Below are 20,664 nucleotides of genomic sequence, written 5' to 3' on the forward strand. Positions count from 1 at the left end.
GAGCGGTATCAATTCATCCGCAGTTCCGTGATGTGCCGCGGATCCGGCGCGAGTTCGCCGCGCTCGACGCGCTTGACGATGTCGGTCAACGCGGCATTGGCGTTGCACGCCATCCCGAGCTTCTCGCCCTCGCGCACCACAAAACCGTTGAGGAACTCGATCTCGGTGCGCCGGCCCTTCTGCATGTCCTGGCCCATCGAGGGGCGCTGAGCCGACGAGGTGCGCTTGGCGTCCTTGAAGCGCTGCTCGTCGCAGGCCTGCGTCGCCGTCTCGTCGCCCTCCCCGGCGCGCGCGATCGCCTCGGGCGGCAGATGCAGGATTTCTTCCAGTTGATAGCCATGGGCTTGGCCGACGCGGATCGCCTCGCTGCCGAGCCGGGTCGAAAAACGACGTAGCGGTTCGCTTTGCAGGATCTCGCCGCCCGGCAGACCGGTGCAGGCCGAGAGCCCGTTGCCCATGACGTTGGCAACCAGTTTCGACCAGCGTTCACCCCAGAGATTGCCGGTCACCTTGGCGCTGTCGGAATAGCCGACCAGACGGCAAACCTCTTCGGCGCGCGGCGTGATCCGGCCGTGCACCTCGCCGGCACGAAACACGGTGTGCGCCGCCCCGCCCTTGCCGGCGCCGCGGTGGATGTGGCCGGGCTCAGGCAGGTTGACGGTGATGCTGCTGGCAATACATCCGAGCGTCTTGCCCCAGCCGACAATGCCGGCGATGGTCTCCTCATTCATGCAGTTCTGCAGCGACACCACATAGCCGTCCGGCGCCAGATATTGCTGGATCAGCATGGTGGCCCAGGCGGTGTCGTAGGACTTCATGCAGACAAAGGCGATGTCGACAGGCTTCTCCTTGGCGAGCTGCTGCGCATCCGTGACGTGGAGCGCGCGCACGGATACCGAGAATTCCGCGACGTCCATCGCGTGGGTGACGCGCAAGCCGTGCGTTCGCATGTGCTCGACATGCTCGGGCCATGGATCGATGAAGGTGACGTCCTCGCCTGCCTGCACCATATGCGCGCCGGCATATCCGCCGACGGCGCCGGCTCCAAAGATCGCGATCTTCCGGCCCATGCTTTTGCTCCCGAGCGTTTCTTGGGAGGGCGCGCGCAAACCGCGTCCGTCCGTTGGCGGTTACTCTAGCTGATCGACGATTCGCGCCAAGCGGTCTCGCCGTGCCAAAAGCGGGGCTGTGCCATGTCGGCAATTATGGACTGGTGGTGGGCGGCGCGGGTTTTCGGGAACGTCGCCGTCTGGGAGGCGCTTCGGTCGCTGGCTTGATGCGAATTCGCAGGGAGCCGCCTTTGGGCTCATCGATCTCGAAAGCATTCGTTTTGCGTACAAGATCGCTCAAGTTGCGGAATCCGTAGGTCCTTTGATCGAAATCTGAGGCAAGGTTGGCAAGCTGCCGTCCGACCTCGCCAAGCGTCACCCAGCCATCCTCGTTTGCCATCTGGCTGATGACCTTCTTGATGATGGGGGTAGCAGCCTCGAGAGGCTGAAGCGACTTCGGGCGCGCAGCTGCGTCCGGACTGGTGGTCACGCCACCACGCAGGTTCTCGGTATAGACGAACCGGCGGCAGGCCTGGCGAAAGCTCTCCGGCGTCTTCTGTTCGCCGAACCCGAACACGTCGACGCCATGCTCCCGGATGCGGGCGGCAAGACGGGTAAAATCGCTGTCCGACGACACCAGGCAGAAGCCATCGAACCGGCCGCTATGCAGCAGGTCCATCGCGTCGATGACGAGCGTGATGTCGGAGGCGTTCTTTCCGGTCGTATAGGCGAATTGCTGCTGCGGGATGATGGCGTGCTTCGACAGAATGTCGGCCCAGCCCTTGGAACGCGGATTGGAGAAGTCACCATAGATGCGACGCACGCTGGCCTCGCCGATCTTGGCGATCTCCTCGAACAGCCCATCGGCGATCTTCGCGGACGCATTGTCGGCGTCGATCAAAACAGCGAGACGGGGCGAGCGGAGTTCGGACGGCATGGCGTTCCCCATCGTTGAATCGGGGGCAGATCGCCCTCGACGCCATAGGCTTGGCGATGGATGGGTATACCGAGGTCGGGGCGCCCGCCGCCAGACCTAATTTCCCTCAGATCACCTCGCCGGCGTCGATCGCACGCTTTGCGAACTCGACGGCCTTCTCGGCCGTGATCGCATCGGTGACGGTCGTCACCTCGTCGCGCACCGCCGGCGGAGAGACAATCCGGATCTTCTTGCCGTTCGAGCGGCGGATCGTTGCGCGCCATCGGTCGATATCGCGCCGGTAAGCGTCGATCACATAGTCCTTGTAGGCGACGCCGCTCATCAGCGGTTGCTTCGACGATATGTCTGACGCGAGCGGTCCGCTCGCGACATCGCGAACCAACTCGGTGATCGCCTGGACGATCTCGTCCCGCGCGCTGCCGGTCGCGTCCTTGAGCAGATATCGCACCGCCGCGCCGATCTCCGCCCGGGCGCGATCGTCGTTTGCGAAACTTGAATCGACCTGAACCAACATGATGGGTAAACGCCTCCCCCGGACACAGCTGTGCCGCCGGCGACACATAATCGGGTTCCCATTAAGGGCGAATTATCGGAGATGCCTCGATTTCATCGATGCCGTTAACCGGCTTTCGGCTCCGGCATCACGCCGCCCAGCGCGGCCGTCAGTTCCGCCGCGATCTCGCGCACGGTCTGTCCCAACGTCGAGAGCCGATCGTCGGTCAGTCGGCTGGTCATGCCGGAGACGGAAATCGCCGCCAACGGCTCGGCGCAATCGTTGTAAACGACGGCGGCGATGCAGCGCAGGCCCATGCAGGCCTCCTCGTCGTCGACCGCGTAGCCCTGGCGACGGATCTTTTCGAGCTCCTTGAACAAATCGCCCGGGCGCACGATCGACTTCTCGGTCATGCGCGGCATGCCGTGATGCTGGATGATGGCGCCGACGGCCTCATCGGAATAGGTCGCCAGCACCGCCTTGCCGACGCCTGACGCCACCATCGCGGCGCGGCCGCCGACCTTGGTCAGCGAGCGCATGATCTCGCGGCTTTCCATCCGGGTCAGCACGATGATGAATTCGTCGTCGACCACGGCGAGATTTGCGGTCTCCCGTGTCAGGTCGCGCAGCTTGCGCAAATATGGCACCGCCTGCGCCGAGAAATTGCGCCGGCGGGCGAAGGTCGCGCCGACGGTGAAGGCCCGCGAGCCGACATGCCATTTCAAATCGGCGCGATTGAACTGCACGAAGCGGCGGCTTTCCAGCGTCGCCAGCAACCGATGCACGGTCGAGGTCGACAGTCCGGTGCGGATCGCGAGGTCGCTGAGGCGATAGCCCTGATCGTCCTCGGCCAGCGTCTCGATGATGGAGAGCGCGCGATCGACGGACTGCACGCCGCCGTCGCGCGGCTCGGCGTCATGGTCGGCGCTGGATTTCGGCTCGACGGCCCTGCGACGGATCACGTTCTTCCTCATCGCGACCTGCATATCATCCTCAGTCAGACAATCGGCGCCCCAACCCCAAACTTTCCCGCATCGTGAGAAATGCCGCTCCGGACGATGCCCGAAGCGGCATTCGCTGTTGATCGATCAGAGCAGGCCCGCGCCGCGCGCCCATTTGTACTTGGCACCGAGCACCTCGACCGGCAGTTCGGTCGAATAGGCATAGGACGGAATGCCGTTCTGGTAGAGATATTCGGCGGCTTCCTCGACCTCGACGTCGCCGGCGAGCGAGGCGACGATCGGCTTCACGAAGCCCTTGGCCTCCATCTCCTTCTTCACCTCGACCATGTTGCGCGCGAACACCATCGGTGGGGTGACGATGGTGTGCCAGTAGCCCAGGATCAGCGCGTGGATACGCTCGTCCGACAGGCCGAGCTTCACGGTGTTGACATAGGTGATTGGCGGCTCACCGCCGGTGATGTCGACGGGATTGCCGGCCGCGCCGAACGGCGGAATGAACTTGCGGAAGGCCGCGTCGAGATCCGGCGGCATCGCCATCAGCGACATGCCGTTGTCGACCACGGAGTCCGACAGCAGCACGCCGGAGCCACCGGCGCCGGTGATGATCAGGATGTTCTCGCCCTTCGGCGTCGGCAGCACCGGCACGCCGCGGGCGAATTCGAGCAGTTGGCGCAGGCTGCGGGCGCGGATCACGCCGGACTGCTTGAGCACGTCCTCGTAGATCTTGTCATTGCCGGCGAGCGCGCCGGTGTGCGACGAGGCAGCTTTCGCGCCGGCCGAGGTGCGGCCGGCCTTGAGCACGATCACCGGCTTCTTCTTGGAGACGCGCTTGGCGGCTTCCGCGAAGGCGCGGCCGTCCTTCAGATCTTCGCAGTGCTGCGCGATCAGATTGGTGTTGGGATCCTGCTCGAAGAAGGCGAGCAGATCGTCCTCGTCGATATCGGACTTGTTGCCGAGGCCGACGATCGCCGACACGCCCATCTTGGCCGAGCGCGAGAAGCCGATGATCGCCATGCCAATGCCGCCCGACTGCGACGACAGCGCGGCGTGGCCCTTGACGTCATAGGCGGTGCAGAACGTCGCGCAGAGATTGGCCGGCGTATAATAGAAGCCGTAGATATTCGGCCCCATCAGGCGGACATTGTACTTCTTGCCGATCTCGACGATCTCGGCCTGCAGCTCGGGGGCGCCGGCTTCCGCGAAGCCCGACGGGATCAGCACCGCACCCGGGATTTTCTTCTCGCCGCATTCGACCAGCGCGCCGGCGACGAATTTTGCGGGGATCGCGAACACCGCCGTGTCGATCACACCAGGCACGTCCTTGACGCTCTTGTAGGCCTTGTAGCCGAGGATCTCGGCCGCCTTCGGGTGGATCGGATAGATCTCGCCCTTGTAGCCGCCGTTGATCAGGTTCTTCATCACGGAGTTGCCGATCTTGCCGTCCTCGGCCGAGGCGCCGATCACCGCAACGCCCTGCGGCTGCATGATGCGGCTCATCGCGGCGACGATTTCCTCGGTCGGACGCGGCGCCGGGCGCGGCTTGTAATCGAAGTCGACGACGATGCGGACGTCAGCCGCGATCGCGTCGGCCTTGGTCGCAAACACCGGGTTGAGGTCGAGCTCGATGATTTCGGGGAAATCGCTGACCAGCTGCGAAACCTTGACGATGATCTCAGCCAGCGCCTCGCGATTGACGGGATCGCCGCCGCGCACGCCTTTCAGCATCTCATGCGCCTGGATGCCGTCGAGCATCGAGAGCGCGTCCTGTTTGGTCGCAGGCGCGAGGCGGAAGGTGATGTCCTTGAGGATCTCGACCAGCACGCCGCCGAGGCCGAAGGCGACCAGCTTGCCGAACGAACCGTCGGTGATCGATCCGATGATGACCTCGGTGCCGCCGCCCAGCATCTGCTGCACCTGGATGCCCTCGATCTTGGCATCGGCCTTGTATTTCTTCGCGTTAGCCAGGATCGTCTCGTAGCTCTTCTCGGCCTCGGCCGCGCTCTTGACGCCGACCACGACGCCGCCGGCCTCGGTCTTGTGGAGAATGTCCGGGGAGACGATCTTCATCACGACCGGGAAACCCATGTCGGAGGCGATGCTGATAGCCTCGGCCGCCGACTTGGCGACGCCCTCCTTCGGCACCGGAATGCCGTAGGCGTCGCACACCAGCTTGCCTTCGGGCGCGGTCAGGCTCGTGCGCTTGTCGGCCTTGACCGCATCGAGAACCTTGCGAACCGCATCTTTTGAATTTGACATTGGCTTCCTCCCGGGACAGATTGATGGCATTTGGTATGCCAGAGAAGGATTTGTCAAGCCAGCCGAGCGTTCAAAAACGCCGAAAACAAGGGCACCTTGACAGTCTGGCATGTGGTATGCCAAAAATCTAAGGTAGTTTCTTCTGCTAAGAAGACGTCTCCAAGAGGAGGAGACGAGTCGTGCCCGCACCAAAACAGACCAAGGCGTCGCCTAACATGGCCGAGACAAATATCGCCATCGTCCGGATCGCGCCGGAGACGAGCTTCAAGAACAAGGCCTACGAGGCCTTGAAGGAAGCCATTCTGAAGATGGACATCTACGCGACGCCCGAGCAGGTGATGCTCGACGAGCGCGCATTGTCGGAGCGGCTCGGCGTCAGCCGCACGCCGATCCGCGAAGCCATCGCGATGCTGGAGCAGGACGGCTTCGTCAAAACCGTGCCGCGCCGCGGCATCATCGTGGTCCGCCGTACCAAGACCGAGATCGTCGACATGATCCGCGCCTGGGCCGCGCTCGAGAGCATGGCCGCGCGCCTGATCACGGCCACCGCGCGCAAGAAGGACATCACGGCGCTACGCGACTTCTTCAAGGACTTCAGCAACGATCGCCTGCCGCAGGATCATGTCGAGGAATATTCCAAGGCCAACATCGCCTTCCACCAGGCGCTGATCTCGCTCTCGGAATCACCTGTTCTGGTCGATCTGACCAACGACCTCCTGCTGCATGTGCGCGGCTATCGCCAGCTCACGATCGGACGCAAGGACCGCACCGCGACCTCGCTGCCCGAGCATCTCGGGATCATCGAGGCGCTCGAAGCGCGCGACACCGAGCTCGCCGAAAAGCGCGCACGCGATCACACGCTCGGCCTTGCCGCCTATGTCGAGGCACACGGCCAGGAACTGTTCTAAGCCCACTCACTTCAAACGACGATCAGATCGTCCGAACCAAGAACGATCAGGGAGACGAAGCCGATGCTGAATACCGCTGCGAAGTCCGAGGCGCCGGACACCGAGCAAGACCTCACCGACGGCTTCCACCTCGTCATCGATGCGCTCAAGCTCAACGGCATCAACACCGTCTATGGTGTGCCGGGTATCCCGATCACGGATCTGGGCCGCATGGCCCAGGCGGCGGGCATTCGCGTGCTGTCGTTCCGCCACGAGCAGAACGCCGGCTATGCCGCCTCGATCGCGGGATTCCTGACCAAGCGGCCCGGCGTTTGCCTCACGGTGTCGGCGCCCGGCTTCCTCAACGGCCTCACCGCGCTTGCCCACGCCACCACCAACTGCTTCCCGATGATCCTGATCTCGGGCTCCTCCGAGCGCGAGATCGTCGACCTGCAGCAGGGCGACTATGAGGAGATGGACCAGCTCGCCGTTGCAAAACCGCTGTGCAAGGCGGCATTCCGCGTGCTGCACGCCCAGGACATCGGCATTGGGCTCGCGCGCGCGATCCGCGCCGCGGTGTCGGGCCGTCCGGGCGGCGTCTATCTCGATCTGCCGGCAAAGCTGTTCGGCCAGGTGATGAACGCCGATGCCGGCCAGAAGTCGCTGGTCAAGGTGATCGACGCAGCCCCGGCGCAGATCCCTGCCCCATCGGCGGTCAAGCGCGCGCTTGATGTGCTCAGAAGCGCAAAACGTCCGCTGATCATCCTCGGCAAGGGCGCGGCTTATGCGCAGGCCGATGATGCGATCAAGACCCTGGTCGAAAAGAGCGGCGTGCCTTTCCTGCCGATGAGCATGGCCAAGGGGCTGTTGTCCGACCTGCATCCGCAATGCGCGGGTGCTGCGCGCTCCACCGTGCTGAAGGACGCCGACGTCGTGATGCTGATCGGCGCGCGGCTCAACTGGCTGCTGTCGCACGGCAAGGGCAAGAGCTGGGGCGAGGCTCCGAAGAAATTCATCCAGGTCGACATCGAGCCGAAGGAAATGGATTCCAACGTCGAGATCGTGGCCCCCGTGGTCGGCGATATCGGCTCCTGCGTCGCCGCCTTCCTGGACGCGATGGGCGCGAACTGGCCGGCCGCGCCGGCCGACTGGCTCGCCACCATCGCCAAGAAGCGTGACGACAACGTCGCCAAGATGGCGCCGAAGCTGATGAGCAACGCCTCGCCGATGGACTATCACGGCGCACTCGGCGCGCTGCGGGCCATCATCGCGGAACGTCCGGACACCATCTTCGTCAACGAAGGCGCCAACACGCTCGACCTCGCCCGCGGCGTGATCGATATGCACAAGCCGCGCAAGCGGCTCGATGTCGGCACCTGGGGCGTGATGGGCATCGGCATGGGCTATTCGATCGCGGCTGCGATCGAGACCGGCCACCCCGTGCTCGCGGTCGAAGGCGACAGCGCCTTTGGTTTTTCAGGCATGGAGGTCGAGACCATCTGCCGCTACAGACTGCCGATCTGCATCGTGATCTTCAACAATGACGGCATCTATCGCGGCACCGACGTCAACACCTCGAACGCCGATCCGGCGACCACCGTGTTCGTCAAGGGCTCGCGCTACGACAAGATGATGGAAGCCTTCGGCGGCGTCGGCGTCAACGCCACCTCCCCCGACGACCTGAAGCGCGCGGTCAACGCGGCCTTGGATTCGGGCAAGCCGACGCTGATCAACGCGGTGATCGACCCCGCCGCAGGTTCGGAGAGCGGCCGCATCGGCAACCTCAATCCGCAAAGCGTCCTGCAGAAGAAGAAGTAAGCAATTCCCCTCAACCCATTTTCCCTGCGGGTGCAGGGGTAGACCAGAGTACGGAGCATACACGATGACCAAGGCGCTCAAGGGCGTTCGCATTCTCGATTTCACCCACGTCCAGTCGGGTCCGACCTGCACGCAGTTGCTGGCCTGGTTCGGCGCCGACGTGATCAAGGTCGAGCGTCCCGGCGTCGGCGACATCACGCGCGGCCAGCTGCAGGACATCCCGAACGTGGACAGCCTGTATTTCACCATGCTGAACCACAACAAGCGCTCGATCACGCTCGACACCAAGAACCCGAAGGGCAAGGAAGTGCTCACAGCACTGATCAAGAGCTGCGACGTGCTGGTGGAGAATTTCGGTCCCGGCGTGCTCGACCGCATGGGCTTCCCCTGGGAGAAGATCCACGCCCTTAACCCGAAGATGATCGTCGCCTCGATCAAGGGTTTTGGCCCCGGCCCCTACGAAGACTGTAAGGTCTATGAGAATGTCGCGCAGTGCACCGGCGGCGCCGCCTCCACCACCGGCTTCCGCGACGGACTGCCGCTGGTCACCGGCGCGCAGATCGGCGACAGCGGCACCGGGTTGCATCTCGCGCTCGGCATCGTCACCGCGCTCTATCAGCGCACCATGACCGGTCAGGGCCAGAAGGTCACCGCGGCGATGCAGGACGGCGTGCTCAACCTCGCCCGCGTCAAGCTGCGTGACCAGCAGCGTCTCGCGCACGGTCCGCTGAAGGAATACAGCCAGTTCGGCGAAGGCATCCCGTTTGGCGACGCCGTGCCGCGCGCCGGCAACGATTCCGGCGGCGGCCAGCCCGGCCGTATCCTGAAGTGCAAGGGCTGGGAGTCCGATCCGAACGCCTACATCTACTTCATCACCCAGGCGCCGGTGTGGGAGAAGATCTGCGACGTGATCGGCGAGCCGACCTGGAAGACCGATCCGAACTACGCCAAGCCGCCGGCCCGCCTGCCACGCCTGAACGAGATTTTTGCTCGCATCGAACAATGGACGATGACCAAGACAAAATTCGAGGCGATGGAGATCCTCAACAAGGACGACATCCCCTGCGGTCCGATCCTGTCGATGAAGGAACTGGCCGAAGACCAGTCGCTGCGCGCGACCGGCACCGTGGTCGAGGTCGATCACCCAACCCGCGGCAAGTACATCTCGGTCGGCAACCCGATCAAGCTGTCGGACTCTCCCAGCGAAGTCACCCGCTCGCCGCTGCTCGGCGAGCACACCGACGAAATCCTGCGCCAGGTGCTCGGCTTCAGCGATCACCAGGTCGCCGAGATCCACGATTCCGGCGCGCTCGATCCGCCGCGCAAGCAGGCGGCGGAGTAAGCGGCCGCACTCAGCGCGAAACGAAAATGGCCGCGGGCAACCGCGGCCATTTTTGTGAGTGACGAGACCCGGCGACGCCGCGATCCGGATATCGCCGGACCGGCAGCTCGCGGTCGAGCACCTGATCCATGCCGCCGAGCTTGGCCGGACGTCTTTCTGGACACGCAAATGTTGCAGTAATCTCCCATTTTAGGGATGTTCCGGTTCTCCGCCGGTTGGAGAGCAAAATGAGCAAGCACATTCGGTTCGTGATTCCCGTCGCGGCCTTGTTGACCTTGTCGGCGTGCGGACAGCCGGTGCCGAGCGACAAGGCTGCCTATGTCGGTGAGTGGCGATCGCAAACGATGAGCCTGCTGCTCGCCCAGGACGGGTCCGTCCGCTACAAGCGCGTCAAGGGCAGCATCACGACGTCGATCAACGCCCCGCTGCGGAGGTTCGAGGGCGACAATTTTGTCGTCGGCATTCCATACTTCTCATCGACATTCGAGGTGTCGAAACCACCCTACCAAGAGGCAGGGACGTGGAAGATGGTGGTCGATGGCGTGGAACTGAGCCGGGTTCCGTAGCGATCGTTTCCTCCGCAAGCCGGCGAAGGCTTGCAGCGACCGCTGCGCAATTGGCAGCAGCCTCACCTCACCAGCGCTGCCGTCGGCGTGGCAACGAGCAACGCCGACGATCTCAGCCCTCGCGCTTCGCCGCTTCAGGTCGCATCCATCACGATCCCGTCACGCGCCCGCGATCCAAAGTTTACCGAAGCGGGGCTGAACTTTTTGCGCTGGGTGGCGTAGTCGTGCGTGTGTTCAAGAACAAAAAAACGGAGGACTATCATGCGACTTCTCATCCTCGCTTCTGCGGCCACTCTCGTCGTCAGCGGTGCTGCCATGGCTACCGAGTCGGTCCGCACCGCCCACCACGTCACGCACCACTACCACCACCACCTCGACACCAACGCGCCCGCTGCAGAGGGTGCTTTCCCCGCCGATGTCCTCAGTGCGCACGATTCGCGCCTCGAGAACCTGCGCGAGTCCGGATACAACCCGTCCAAGGACTACGATGCCACTGGCAACATGAAGGCAAACTGATCCCGACGCACCAAAGGAAAGCCGGGGTCGTAACCCCGGTTTTCCTCGTTCGCGCGCGGCCTACACCCCCTTGAGATAGGCCTCGGCACTCGCCGCGATGTCGCGAGCCTTCGCTGCCGCGGCGCCGGTGTAAGTTTCCGGCTTGCCCAGCATGTTGATCGTCTCCGCCGGGATCTTGCTCCACACTTGGTCTGCTGACTGCTGCGCAAGCGCCCATTGCGTCGCTTCGAGAAGCGAAACTCCCTCCTGCCCTGAACGCGGCATGGCGACGTGATTCACCAACTCGTGAGCATCGCCTTCATAGCCGGCCATCTGGAGCGCGATGTAGATCGGCTCGGCAAGAATGGCATCGCCCTGAGCTGCGAAGTTTCGCCTGAGCGAGGCTTCGTCGACCGAGATCCGCGAGATGAACGGCTTGCCGCCTGCTTCGCGCAGCAGGGTGTTGAGCTGATTGACCAGATTGACCACAATCGTCGGGAAATCCCGCGCGATCGGGCTGCCGACCAGGTCACGCTGGTGCTCGCTGATCATCGTCGCCAGAACCTTGCCGAATTCGACCTGGTTCTTGATCCAGGTGCCCTCGAGGTTCTCGAAATTGATCGGGTTCCGCTTGTGAGCCATAGTTGACGATCCGACCTGTCCTTTCTCGAAGGGTTCGCCGAGTTCGGCAATCTCGGTCCGCATCAAATGCCGGCCGTCCCGACCAAACTGGCCGAAGGCGGCGGAGAGCTTGACGCAGGCGAACAGGTAATCGGCCAGTGGCTCCGGCGAAAGGATCTGGGTGCTGATCGGCGCGGGTTTGAGGCCGAGCTTTTCGAGCACACGCGCCTCAAAGGTCTTGTCGCCGCAGCGCGCTGCGATGCCCAGCCCCACTTGCGCATTGTAGACGCCGACCGCGCCGGAGATTTTTCCCACCAGCTTGTCCGCAGCAGTGTTGGCGCTTTGGATGTTGGTGAGAATCCGGCTCAGGATCGTCGCAAGCCAGAAGCCGACGGTGATCGGCAGCGCGTGCTGTCCATGGGTTCGGCCGATCTGCGGCTGCAGCGCGAATAAATCAACTTGCTCGACGAAGTGACCGATCACCTTGTCGGTCAGCCGCTTCACCACCTCGTGTCCGCGCACGAACTGCAGAGCGCGAGCCGTGTCGAGCGCATCGTAGCTTGTGAGCGGAACATGAATCCAGCGCCGAAGTCCGGGGTCGACCTTGCTCTGGGCGATCCGGATCCAGGCGCGAATGTCGTGCTTGGTCACGTTGCGTTCGACATCATCGACTTCGCTGGTCGAGATGGCGAGCAGCTCCTGCTCAACGGCAGGCGTCAGTGATGCGATATTGGCCTCGGGAATGATCCCGATGTCGGCCAACGTTTTCAACGTTGCGATTTCGACCTCGGCAATCGCCCGAAACAAATTGTCGTAGCCGAAGACCGATTGCAGGTCCTTCGGCTGATACCGCGGATTCCCGGGAAGTGAGAGATTTGCCATGACTTGCTCCTGGTCTGCATAAGGCAACGTCGCGCTGCGCGCGCCGCGATCGATCGCGCGTCGGATCAGCCCCCTAGCCGCTATCGGCGTTGCCATCTTCGCCTGCGACGTATTCCAGAATATCGCCCGCTGGGCAAACGCCGGATACCCGAAGGCGCGTGCCGGGATCGCGCGCCCCAATGAGAAGGCGGCCATGAGCGACGAAAAGACGCCAGGTCACGCGAACTGCGCGACCAGCAGCCGCCCAGCCGCTCCTCCTCCCGTTGCGACTTCGCTAATCGGCCCGGGCTCGTTCATCATCAGCAATCAGGCCGAGAAAATAGTGCAAGGCCTCGGTCGTTCGCGCGTGATCGCCGGTCGTCAGGAAATCCTGCAGCAGCCCCGCGATTGTTGCCCAGATCAGCGTCGTCCGCCCTGGCGGGTCGATCGAGGACCGGCCGGATAAAGCCTCCACGTTCCTGATCAGATTCAACCAGACCGACGTGCTCTCATTCCTCGCCTGAGTGGAGAAGCGCAGCTGGTCGTGCATCGCGAGGCCGTCGATCTCAAACAGAAGGCGGAAATATTTCTGATTGGGTTCGGCAGTCGCCCAGTGCCAGAAGCGCGTCAGCGCAGCGTCAATGGAACGAGACGAGTCGGTTTGAGCCAACGCTCTCAGCTCCCCGGCGATGCGGGCGCGCACCTGTGCCAGGGCTGCGGCCAGGAGATCTTCCTTATTGCCGAAGTGGTAGATCAGGAGGCGGGCACTGGTGCCGACACGTTCCGCCAGCGGCCGCAGCGACAGGTCGGCGATCCCGTCCGCCAGAAGCACATCGACGATGGCCTCCAGGAGTTCCGTGCGTCGATCACCGGTTGATTCTATGCTCATGTCTCAGCGCGGATCGTCCGCCCCTCGCTGTTGCCGCCCCATGGACGCGCAAAAATCGATGAGGCGATCGACCTCGGCTTCCAGGTTGAAATAGTGTGGCGAGGCCCGCAGAAGATCGGGAAGCCCTCGGGCATCCGAATCGAGACGCGTGCTTGCGGGTGCTGAAGCGCCAATGACGATCCCGGCCTTCGCAGCCGCGTCCAGCACCTCGCGCACCGATCGACCTTCGATTGTGAAGCTGACGATGGCAGACTTGTCGACGCCAAGGTCATGCAGGGCGATCCCTTTCAGGCCGGATAGACCGACCCGCAGACGTTCGGCAAGCGTCCGGCAACGCATGGCGATCTCGTCGAGGCCGATCGCCAGGGCGTAGCGACAGGCCGCGCCCAACCCGATCCGGTCGACGTAATTGGCTTCCCAGGTCTCGAACCGACGCGCGTCCGGCCGCAGCGTATACTCGCTCGTCGCAGTCCAGGGCGCGGCGAAATGATCGATCATCGCGGGCTCGAGGCCGAGCGCCAGCTCGCGCCTGATATAGAGGAAGCCCGTCCCACGCGGTCCGCGCAGGAACTTTCGCCCGCTGGCGACCAGGATGTCGCAGTGAAGCGCCTTGACGTCGATCGGCATCTGTCCGGCGGCCTGGCAGGCATCAAGCAAATACAGCACCCCTGCCTGACGCGCGATCCTTCCAATCGCCGCGGCGGGGTTGGTCAAGCCTCCATTGGTCGGGACCCAGGTAATCGCGATCAGCTTCACCCGCTCGTCGATCATGGCACGCAGCGCCTCGGGGTCGGTGGCCCCGAAAGCGTCGTTCGGGATGACCTCGACGACGACGCCACGACGCCTGCTCACCTGGAGGAAGGCAACATAGTTGGCGGCATACTCGGCGCGGCCTGTCAGGATGCGGTCGCCGGGCTGCCAATCGAGCGCATAGAACGCCCGCTGCCAGCCGACGGTGGCACTCTCGACGAGGGCGATTTCGTCCCGGTCGGCATTCACCAATTCGGCAACAGTGGCGTAGACGCCCTCGATGCGCGCGCGTTCGCGATCAGCGGCCCCATAGCCGCCGATCGCCCGCTCGAGGCGCAAATGTTCGATCATCGCATCCACGACGGGATCCGGCATCAATGATGCACCTGCGCTGAGCAGAAACGTTTGCTGCTCCAACGCAGGCGTCTCCGCCCTGATCCTTTCGATGTCCATTGTCCGGCTCACTCGTTGACGTCGCCGCCATGCGGCTTGCGAATCCTACCATCGAGAACCGTGGGCCGCGAGCTAGAGCTAGCGAGACCGGCCCCGCGCGGCGACCGGCCACATCGCACACAAAGTGTCGGCTTCGACCACGTGATAGGTGTCGTAAAGGTTGACGGTGGGGTCGCAGTGCGGAACGCCGAAGGTGACCAGGCTCGCGAGCGGCAAGTTGACGCCTGAAGGCAGCAACAGGGCGCCGTGCTCGTCTCCCATGAAACGGTAGGTGGATCCCTTGGGTGCGCCGGCCAGGACAGACGGCGCGCCCGCGTCGGTCGAGAAGGCCTTGAAGCCGGCATCCACCGTGACCAATCCGGGGCTGTTCGCGCTGACCACGCGCGCGTCCACCATCAACGACGTCTCGAACGGCGACGGTCCGCCGTCGCCTGCGAGGTCACAGTCCAGATATTCGCGATCCATGAACACGTAGGAACCAACCTGCAACTCGGTGAACAAGCCGAGCTCGGCATCGATGCGATGAGTCCCGGTGCCGCCTCCGGTGATCACGGACGGGCGGGCATCGGCTGCGGCGAGCGTCTCGACGATCTCGGCGATGAATGCGTTGCGTTCGACGATGGCCTGCCGGCGCGCTGCGAAGCTCTCGATGTGTTGCTGAGCGCCGCAGTAGCACTGCACGCCGGCGAAGCGCAGGAAAGGTTCGCGCCGGATCGCCTCCAGCAGCCGAAGCGCCGCCGCCGGGCTGCCGACGCCGGTGCGGCGGATGCCGGGATCGATGTCGATCATCACGCCGAGCGGCCGCCCGGACGTCCGCGCCGCCTCGCCGAGCGCCTCGACATTGGCCGGATGATCGACGACGCAGCTTAAATCCTCTGTGCGCAGGTTCAGGGCGACCAGCCGTTGCAGCGCCGGCAGCGGCACTACAGGCGAAGTGAGGTGCAGACCACTGGTCAAGCCATGCTCCGCCATGACCTCGGCTTCGCCGATCTTGGCACAGCACAGTCCGATGGCACCGGCCTCGATCTGTAGCCGCGCGATGTGCGGGCTCTTGTGCGTCTTGACGTGAGGACGCAGAGCCAGCCCGCCGGAGGCGGCGAATTCCGCCATGCGTGCGATGTTCGCCTTCAGCACGGCAAGGTCGAGGATCAGGGCCGGCGTATTCAGCGCCTGGCGAGAGCCGGGGCGACCTATCAGCAGGCGATGCAACTCTTCGTCGGTCATGGCGCTACTCCGCTGTGGCTGATGAATTCGACATCCTCAGTAGGCCGCTGCTGCAGACGCGACCTCCCATAGAGCATGCTCCAGGTCACCAGCACGCTGTCACTGACGATGTCCCAGAGCGGCGAGAACAGCAGGTAATCCTTGGTGGCGAAATTGGCGGCCAGGAGATAGGCCCCTGCCGCCTTGATCAGGAGCGCGAAGGTCCAGCCCAGCGTGAGCGTCTGGTAGGTCTTCAGCGCAGCCGGGCGGGTCGCAGCGGCATCGAAAGCATCGCGCTTGGCCGGATCGTTGCCAGTCTGCAACTGGCGGGACATTTGCAGCACCAATGGTTTGGTTGTGGCCAGCGACGCCAGGAACAACGCCGCCAGGAACACATTCTCCATCGAACGCCCGATCAGCGCCTGTTGCTCGGAATGAGCCAGAGCCAGGGCGGCGATGCGGACGACCGTGTTCTCCGCTGCGAACAGCCCCAGAAAGTCGATCGCCCTGAGTTTGACGACGCCGTAGGCGAGCCAGATGATCGGCGGCGTACCCGACAGGGCCAGCGGCGCCAGACTCATGGCCGCAAAGTGCGGTGCCGCCAAGCTGTAGATGACCGCGGGCGCGATCATATTGATCACCACGCTCTTGAAAAGCGCCTTGATGGCGACACGGCTGGATAAAGCGTGTCCACCCTTGGCAGCCCCCTTGGCCGACGGAATAGATTGCATGACGAGCACCTCCGACTGGCCCGCGGAATCGACACGAGCTGGTTATCTGTAACAATCGTTACATGAAACGATCGTTACACGCAAGTGCGATACGAACCGGCCGAGCTCTGCAGCGGTTCTACGGCGGAAACCAAGCCTTCTGGCATGCCAATCAGATTTTTTTGCTGCGTTGCACTCTCGTTCATGCTGCCATGCAAACAAGCCCGTTGTTCGTGGCATCTGGTATACATAGATTACTCCCAGATGATGAGCCGGCCCGTCGCCGGCCTCCAGGATAAGGGGACACCAAATGTCCAAGACCACCGCACTCGCGATCGCACCGTCCGGCACCCTGTTCGGCCGCCTGCTCGCCTCGATCGACCGCCTGCTGATGAAGAGCGCGGAGATCTCCAACCGCAACGGCGACCTGCCGCGCGTCGGCCTCTGACGTCACCAAGGCGCGACGAGCAATCATCGCGTTTCGTTTCCTGCCCGCGCGTGATGTCTGCGCCAACACGCCACACGGTTTTCCGGATCATGCCTTGAGAGTCTTGCGCGCTGCGGCGGGGCTTTCGTTGCGAAACACAATCTGAAATTGAACCTTCGACCAATGGCCCCGGATTTCCGGGGCCATTTTTTTCGCCTTGAACTAGTCTTCCAGCGCGGCCGTCCAAGCTCTGCGGCAAAAACGCACGCGGCCCCGCGCCGCGTTGAATCTTGGCATATCGGATACCAACCTGACCGGCGCGCGCCAAAACCAGAATGACGATAAGCGCGCGTTGGGAGGAGCAATGTCGGAAATGGTTCAGGCAAGTACGGCCGCTACAGCCGCACGTGTCAGCGACACCTATCGCTGGACACAACTTGCGATCGGCGTCGCCGCAATGGTGATGATCGCAAACTATCAATACGGCTGGACGTTCTTCGTCCCCGACATCCAGAAGACATTCGGATGGGATCGCGCCTCGATCCAGTGGGCCTTTACCCTCTTTGTGTTATTCGAGACTTGGCTGGTGCCGGTCGAAGGCTGGTTCGTCGACAAATACGGCCCGCGCGTCGTCGTGCTGATCGGCGGCATCCTCTGCGCGGTCGGCTGGGCGATCAACGCCCAGGCGACCACGCTCAACGGCTACTATCTCGGCATGATCGTCGCGGGCATCGGCGCCGGCGGCGTCTACGGCACCTGCGTCGGCAATGCGCTGAAGTGGTTTCCCGACAAGCGCGGCCTCGCCGCCGGGATCACCGCGGCCGGCTTCGGTGCAGGCTCGGCGCTGACGGTCGCGCCGATCCAGGCGATGATCAAGGACTCCGGCTTCCAGGCCACCTTCCTTACTTTCGGTCTCGGCCAGGGCATCGTCATCATGCTGCTCGCCTTCTTTCTGCTGGCGCCGAAAGCGGGACAGGTGCCGCAGACGGTGCAGAACGCCAATCTGATCCAGACCCGGCGCAACTATCAGCCGACCGAGGTGCTGCGGCAGCCTATTTTCTGGCTGATGTACGTCATGTTCGTGATCGTCGGCGCCGGCGGCCTGATGGTGACGGCAAACCTGAAGCCGATCGCCGTCGACTGGAAGGTCGACGCCATTCCGGTGACGCTGGTCGGCATCACCATGACGGCGGTGACGTTCGCCGCGACCATCGACCGGATCCTCAACGGCCTGACGCGTCCGTTCTTCGGCTGGATCTCCGACATGATCGGCCGCGAGAACACGATGTTCATCGCGTTCGGGATGGAGGGCCTCGGCATCTGGGCGCTCTACATGCTCGGCCACGATCCGGTATGGTTCGTGATCCTGTCCGGCTTCGTGTTCTTTGCCTGGGGCGAGATCTATTCGCTGTTCCCCTCGACCTGTACCGACACGTTCGGCGCCAAGTTCGCGACCACGAATGCGGGCCTGCTGTACACCGCGAAGGGCACCGCGGCGCTATTGGTGCCGATCGCAAACTACATGCAGCAGTCGTCGGGTCATTGGGACAACGTGTTCATCATCGCCGCCGGCGCCAACATCCTGGCCTCGGTGCTTGCCATCGCGGTGCTCAAACCCTGGCGAAAAATCGTGGTGGCAAAGTCGATGGCGTAAGCAATCGCCCAACCGTCCTGACGACGAAGCGCCCGGCTAACTGCCGGGCGTTTTGCTTTCCCGCATCGTGAGAAACGGTATCCTGGATGCCAATTATGCTGCAACGCAACCGAAGGATGGGCTTGCTTTCTGGAATAAAGTATACCAGCATCCACGCAATGGTTGTGATGATACGTCACACCAATTGCGTCACTCGGTCACAAGAGCAAGAACGCGTTCGGGAGGATTTGATGGTGTCCAGCAACGCTGCCGTCACACAAGCACAACCTTCGTCGAGTGGTTTCCGCTGGCTCCAGCTCGCGATGGGCATCGTCTGCATGGCGATGATCGCGAACCTGCAATACGGCTGGACGCTGTTCGTCGACCCGATCGACGGCGCGCATCACTGGGGCCGCGCGGCAATCCAGCTCGCCTTCACGATCTTTGTCGTGACCGAGACCTGGCTGGTGCCGGTCGAAGCCTGGTTCGTCGACAAATACGGCCCGCGCATCGTCATCATGTTCGGCGGCATCATGATCGCGCTCGCGTGGGTGCTCAACTCCTACGCCGACTCGCTCACTCTGCTCTATACCGCCGCCGTGATCGGCGGCATGGGTGCCGGCGCGGTGTACGGCACCTGTGTCGGCAATGCGCTGAAATGGTTTCCCGATCGCCGCGGCCTCGCCGCCGGCGCCACCGCAGCCGGCTTCGGCGCCGGCGCCGCGCTGACCGTGTGGCCGATCTCGATCATGATCGCTTCGAGCGGGTATCAGAGCGCATTCTTCGATTTCGGCATCGGCCAGGGCCTGATCGTCTTCGTGCTCGCCTTCTTCATCCAGAAGCCTGATGTCGCGATGCCGGCGAAGAAGAAGCAGCTCAATCTGCCGCAGACCAAGATCGACTTCACGCCGCCGCAGGTGCTGCGCAGCCCGATCTTCTGGACCATGTATCTGGTGTTCGTGATGGTCGCTGCCGGCGGCCTGATGACGGCGGCGCAGATCGCGCCGATCGCGCACGACTACAAGATCGCCAATGTGCCGGTCTCGCTCGCCGGCTTCCAGATGGCGGCGCTGACGTTTGCGATTTCGCTCGACCGCATCTTCGACGGCTTCGGACGTCCGTTCTTCGGCTGGGTCTCCGACCAGATCGGCCGCGAGCACACCATGTTCATCGCGTTCGGCACCGGTGCGCTGATGCTGCTGACGCTCTCGACCTGGGGCCATATTCCGCTGGTGTTCGTGCTCTCGACCGCCGTCTATTTCGGCGTCTTCGGCGAGATCTACTCGCTGTTCCCGGCGACCTGCGGCGACACCTTCGGATCGAAGTACGCGACCACCAACAACGGCATGCTCTACACCGCGAAGGGCACCGCCTCGCTGCTGGTGCCGGCCGCCAGCATCGTCGCCGCCAGCTATGGCTGGCAGGCGGTGTTCGTGATCGCGGTCGCGCTCAATGCCACTGCGGCGCTGATGGCGCTGTTCGTGATCAAGCCGATGCGGCGCGCCTTCATCCTCGGCAGCGAGGCCGCCGCCGAAGCCGCGAGCGCCAAGACGAGCACTGAGACGAACGCCAAGACAAATGCCAAGACGGCCTGATCCCAATCCGTCTCGCTGGACCGGAAGGAGGCGCACTTCGGTGCGCCTCTTCTTTTTGCCCCGCTGCAGGCATGCCAGATACAAGAAGACCAATGACTGAGGCCCTCAGTACCGTGCTCCGCCTCCCGATAGTCCACAAGCGTCAGTAATTCTGTCTATTTACAGTGATTATTTGGTCGTACCTTCGTCTGCGCCGTGTTGACAATTGGTATTATGTATACCAGACTAGCGTCACCAACAACCCAAGGAGGTCGCCATGCAAGTCGGAGATATCCTGCGCAAGAAAACCGCCCGCGTCGCAACCGTTCGCATGAACGAGACCGTGGCGATCGCCGCGCAACTGATGCGCTCGAGCAATATCAGCGCGCTCGTTGTGAAGGATGTCGTCCGCACCGAGGGCAACACCCCCGTCGGCATGTTCACCGAGCGCGACGTCGTGCGCGCGATCGCCCAGCATGGCGCCGCCGGCGCCAACATGCGGGTGTCGCAATTCGTGTCCGTGCAGCAGTTGGTGTCCTGCAATTCGACCGACACGATCGAGCATATCCGTCATCTCATGAACAAGCACCACATCCGCCACGTGCCCGTGATCGACAATTACAGCCTGATCGGCGTCGTCAGCATGCGCGACATCTCGGCTGCGCTCGACGAGGAAGCGACCGGCACCGCCACGGTGTTCGCGGCCTGACCGATCGCTTCTGATAGCGCCGATATCCC

General features: G+C 63.3%; 19 protein-coding genes. 9 read left to right on the forward strand and 10 right to left on the reverse strand.

What is annotated here, in order from left to right; translation table 11 throughout:
- Positions 1 to 8: 8 nt before the first annotated feature.
- The 5 genes from UP09_RS19510 to UP09_RS19530 form a co-directional block, all read right to left on the reverse strand.
- On the reverse strand, positions 9 to 1,070 hold the full coding sequence (locus tag UP09_RS19510) for a ketopantoate reductase family protein (RefSeq protein ID WP_044539878.1): 1,062 nt from the start codon (positions 1,068 to 1,070) through the stop codon (positions 9 to 11).
- Positions 1,071 to 1,203: 133 nt separating this feature from the next.
- The gene (locus tag UP09_RS19515) at positions 1,204 to 1,986 is read right to left on the reverse strand and encodes an NYN domain-containing protein (protein ID WP_044539879.1); all 783 of its coding nucleotides are present in this window, start codon (positions 1,984 to 1,986) and stop codon (positions 1,204 to 1,206) included.
- Between the two features lie 106 nt (positions 1,987 to 2,092).
- Positions 2,093 to 2,500, reverse strand: a complete 408-nt coding sequence (locus UP09_RS19520) for a hypothetical protein (RefSeq protein WP_044539880.1) — start codon at positions 2,498 to 2,500, stop codon at positions 2,093 to 2,095.
- Between the two features lie 104 nt (positions 2,501 to 2,604).
- On the reverse strand, positions 2,605 to 3,453 hold the full coding sequence (locus UP09_RS19525) for an IclR family transcriptional regulator (RefSeq protein ID WP_044539965.1): 849 nt from the start codon (positions 3,451 to 3,453) through the stop codon (positions 2,605 to 2,607).
- A gap of 114 nt (positions 3,454 to 3,567) precedes the next feature.
- Positions 3,568 to 5,697 carry an acetate--CoA ligase family protein gene (locus tag UP09_RS19530; protein ID WP_044539881.1) on the reverse strand — a complete coding sequence of 710 codons (2,130 nt, stop codon included), beginning with the start codon at positions 5,695 to 5,697 and terminating at the stop codon, positions 3,568 to 3,570.
- A gap of 215 nt (positions 5,698 to 5,912) precedes the next feature.
- Here UP09_RS19530 and UP09_RS19535 point away from each other — a divergent pair, with 215 nt between their 5' ends.
- The 5 genes from UP09_RS19535 to UP09_RS19560 all read left to right on the forward strand — a co-directional run bounded on the left by UP09_RS19535 (position 5,913) and on the right by UP09_RS19560 (position 10,826).
- Positions 5,913 to 6,605, forward strand: coding sequence for a GntR family transcriptional regulator (locus UP09_RS19535; protein WP_044539882.1), 693 nt, complete (start codon positions 5,913 to 5,915; stop codon positions 6,603 to 6,605).
- A gap of 63 nt (positions 6,606 to 6,668) precedes the next feature.
- Positions 6,669 to 8,402: an oxalyl-CoA decarboxylase gene (oxc, locus tag UP09_RS19540; RefSeq protein WP_044539883.1), complete on the forward strand. Its 1,734-nt coding sequence runs from the start codon at positions 6,669 to 6,671 to the stop codon at positions 8,400 to 8,402.
- A 64-nt stretch (positions 8,403 to 8,466) separates the two neighbouring features.
- Positions 8,467 to 9,744, forward strand: coding sequence for a formyl-CoA transferase (gene frc, locus UP09_RS19545; RefSeq protein WP_044539884.1), 1,278 nt, complete (start codon positions 8,467 to 8,469; stop codon positions 9,742 to 9,744).
- A 227-nt stretch (positions 9,745 to 9,971) separates the two neighbouring features.
- Positions 9,972 to 10,310: a hypothetical protein gene (locus UP09_RS19550; RefSeq protein ID WP_044539885.1), complete on the forward strand. Its 339-nt coding sequence runs from the start codon at positions 9,972 to 9,974 to the stop codon at positions 10,308 to 10,310.
- Positions 10,311 to 10,571: 261 nt separating this feature from the next.
- A complete protein-coding gene (locus UP09_RS19560; RefSeq protein WP_044539887.1) occupies positions 10,572 to 10,826 on the forward strand; it encodes a hypothetical protein in 255 nt (84 codons plus the stop codon).
- A gap of 60 nt (positions 10,827 to 10,886) precedes the next feature.
- Here UP09_RS19560 and UP09_RS19565 read toward each other — a convergent pair whose 3' ends face one another.
- The 5 genes from UP09_RS19565 to UP09_RS19585 form a co-directional block, all read right to left on the reverse strand.
- Positions 10,887 to 12,308 (reverse strand): lyase family protein, encoded by a 1,422-nt coding sequence (locus UP09_RS19565; RefSeq protein ID WP_197082699.1) that lies wholly within the window; start codon positions 12,306 to 12,308, stop codon positions 10,887 to 10,889.
- 274 nt (positions 12,309 to 12,582) lie between these two features.
- Positions 12,583 to 13,176, reverse strand: coding sequence for a TetR/AcrR family transcriptional regulator (locus tag UP09_RS19570; RefSeq protein WP_052833140.1), 594 nt, complete (start codon positions 13,174 to 13,176; stop codon positions 12,583 to 12,585).
- 3 nt (positions 13,177 to 13,179) lie between these two features.
- A complete protein-coding gene (locus tag UP09_RS19575; RefSeq protein WP_044539889.1) occupies positions 13,180 to 14,379 on the reverse strand; it encodes an aminotransferase class V-fold PLP-dependent enzyme in 1,200 nt (399 codons plus the stop codon).
- A gap of 78 nt (positions 14,380 to 14,457) precedes the next feature.
- Complete coding sequence (locus UP09_RS19580) at positions 14,458 to 15,603, reverse strand: DSD1 family PLP-dependent enzyme (RefSeq protein WP_044539890.1); 1,146 nt, start codon at positions 15,601 to 15,603, stop codon at positions 14,458 to 14,460.
- Positions 15,600 to 16,313 (reverse strand): VC0807 family protein, encoded by a 714-nt coding sequence (locus tag UP09_RS19585; RefSeq protein ID WP_283806008.1) that lies wholly within the window; start codon positions 16,311 to 16,313, stop codon positions 15,600 to 15,602. Before UP09_RS19585 ends, UP09_RS19580 begins: the two co-directional genes overlap by 4 nt.
- Positions 16,314 to 16,602: 289 nt before the next feature.
- Between UP09_RS19585 and UP09_RS38180 the strand changes: the two genes are divergently transcribed.
- The 4 genes from UP09_RS38180 to UP09_RS19600 all read left to right on the forward strand — a co-directional run bounded on the left by UP09_RS38180 (position 16,603) and on the right by UP09_RS19600 (position 20,635).
- Positions 16,603 to 16,740: a hypothetical protein gene (locus UP09_RS38180; protein WP_197082700.1), complete on the forward strand. Its 138-nt coding sequence runs from the start codon at positions 16,603 to 16,605 to the stop codon at positions 16,738 to 16,740.
- A 343-nt stretch (positions 16,741 to 17,083) separates the two neighbouring features.
- Positions 17,084 to 18,373, forward strand: coding sequence for an oxalate/formate MFS antiporter (gene oxlT / locus UP09_RS19590; RefSeq protein WP_044539967.1), 1,290 nt, complete (start codon positions 17,084 to 17,086; stop codon positions 18,371 to 18,373).
- Between the two features lie 230 nt (positions 18,374 to 18,603).
- Positions 18,604 to 19,947, forward strand: a complete 1,344-nt coding sequence (oxlT, locus tag UP09_RS19595) for an oxalate/formate MFS antiporter (RefSeq protein ID WP_044539892.1) — start codon at positions 18,604 to 18,606, stop codon at positions 19,945 to 19,947.
- Positions 19,948 to 20,203: 256 nt separating this feature from the next.
- Entirely contained in the window at positions 20,204 to 20,635 is a 432-nt protein-coding gene (locus UP09_RS19600; protein ID WP_044539893.1) for a CBS domain-containing protein, read from the forward strand.
- The last annotated feature ends 29 nt before the right edge of the window (positions 20,636 to 20,664 follow it).

This window comes from Bradyrhizobium sp. LTSP885 (genome assembly GCF_000938305.1).
Lineage (GTDB): Bacteria > Pseudomonadota > Alphaproteobacteria > Rhizobiales > Xanthobacteraceae > Bradyrhizobium.

Bases quoted from the DNA above. Each gene is read 5' to 3' on its own strand.
- UP09_RS19510 (WP_044539878.1), bottom strand. From the start codon at position 1,070: ATGGGCCGGAAGATCGCGATCTTTGGAGCCGGCGCCGTCGGCGGATAT.
- UP09_RS19560 (WP_044539887.1), top strand. From the start codon at position 10,572: ATGCGACTTCTCATCCTCGCTTCTGCGGCCACTCTCGTCGTCAGCGGT.
- UP09_RS19515 (WP_044539879.1), bottom strand. From the start codon at position 1,986: ATGCCGTCCGAACTCCGCTCGCCCCGTCTCGCTGTTTTGATCGACGCC.
- UP09_RS19530 (WP_044539881.1), bottom strand. From the start codon at position 5,697: ATGTCAAATTCAAAAGATGCGGTTCGCAAGGTTCTCGATGCGGTCAAG.
- UP09_RS19550 (WP_044539885.1), top strand. From the start codon at position 9,972: ATGAGCAAGCACATTCGGTTCGTGATTCCCGTCGCGGCCTTGTTGACC.
- oxlT (WP_044539967.1), top strand. From the start codon at position 17,084: ATGTCGGAAATGGTTCAGGCAAGTACGGCCGCTACAGCCGCACGTGTC.
- UP09_RS19585 (WP_283806008.1), bottom strand. From the start codon at position 16,313: ATGCAATCTATTCCGTCGGCCAAGGGGGCTGCCAAGGGTGGACACGCT.
- UP09_RS19580 (WP_044539890.1), bottom strand. From the start codon at position 15,603: ATGACCGACGAAGAGTTGCATCGCCTGCTGATAGGTCGCCCCGGCTCT.
- UP09_RS19575 (WP_044539889.1), bottom strand. From the start codon at position 14,379: ATGGACATCGAAAGGATCAGGGCGGAGACGCCTGCGTTGGAGCAGCAA.
- UP09_RS19525 (WP_044539965.1), bottom strand. From the start codon at position 3,453: ATGAGGAAGAACGTGATCCGTCGCAGGGCCGTCGAGCCGAAATCCAGC.
- UP09_RS19570 (WP_052833140.1), bottom strand. From the start codon at position 13,176: ATGAGCATAGAATCAACCGGTGATCGACGCACGGAACTCCTGGAGGCC.
- UP09_RS19535 (WP_044539882.1), top strand. From the start codon at position 5,913: ATGGCCGAGACAAATATCGCCATCGTCCGGATCGCGCCGGAGACGAGC.
- frc (WP_044539884.1), top strand. From the start codon at position 8,467: ATGACCAAGGCGCTCAAGGGCGTTCGCATTCTCGATTTCACCCACGTC.
- UP09_RS19600 (WP_044539893.1), top strand. From the start codon at position 20,204: ATGCAAGTCGGAGATATCCTGCGCAAGAAAACCGCCCGCGTCGCAACC.
- UP09_RS19520 (WP_044539880.1), bottom strand. From the start codon at position 2,500: ATGTTGGTTCAGGTCGATTCAAGTTTCGCAAACGACGATCGCGCCCGG.
- UP09_RS38180 (WP_197082700.1), top strand. From the start codon at position 16,603: ATGTCCAAGACCACCGCACTCGCGATCGCACCGTCCGGCACCCTGTTC.
- oxlT (WP_044539892.1), top strand. From the start codon at position 18,604: ATGGTGTCCAGCAACGCTGCCGTCACACAAGCACAACCTTCGTCGAGT.
- oxc (WP_044539883.1), top strand. From the start codon at position 6,669: ATGCTGAATACCGCTGCGAAGTCCGAGGCGCCGGACACCGAGCAAGAC.
- UP09_RS19565 (WP_197082699.1), bottom strand. From the start codon at position 12,308: ATGGCAAATCTCTCACTTCCCGGGAATCCGCGGTATCAGCCGAAGGAC.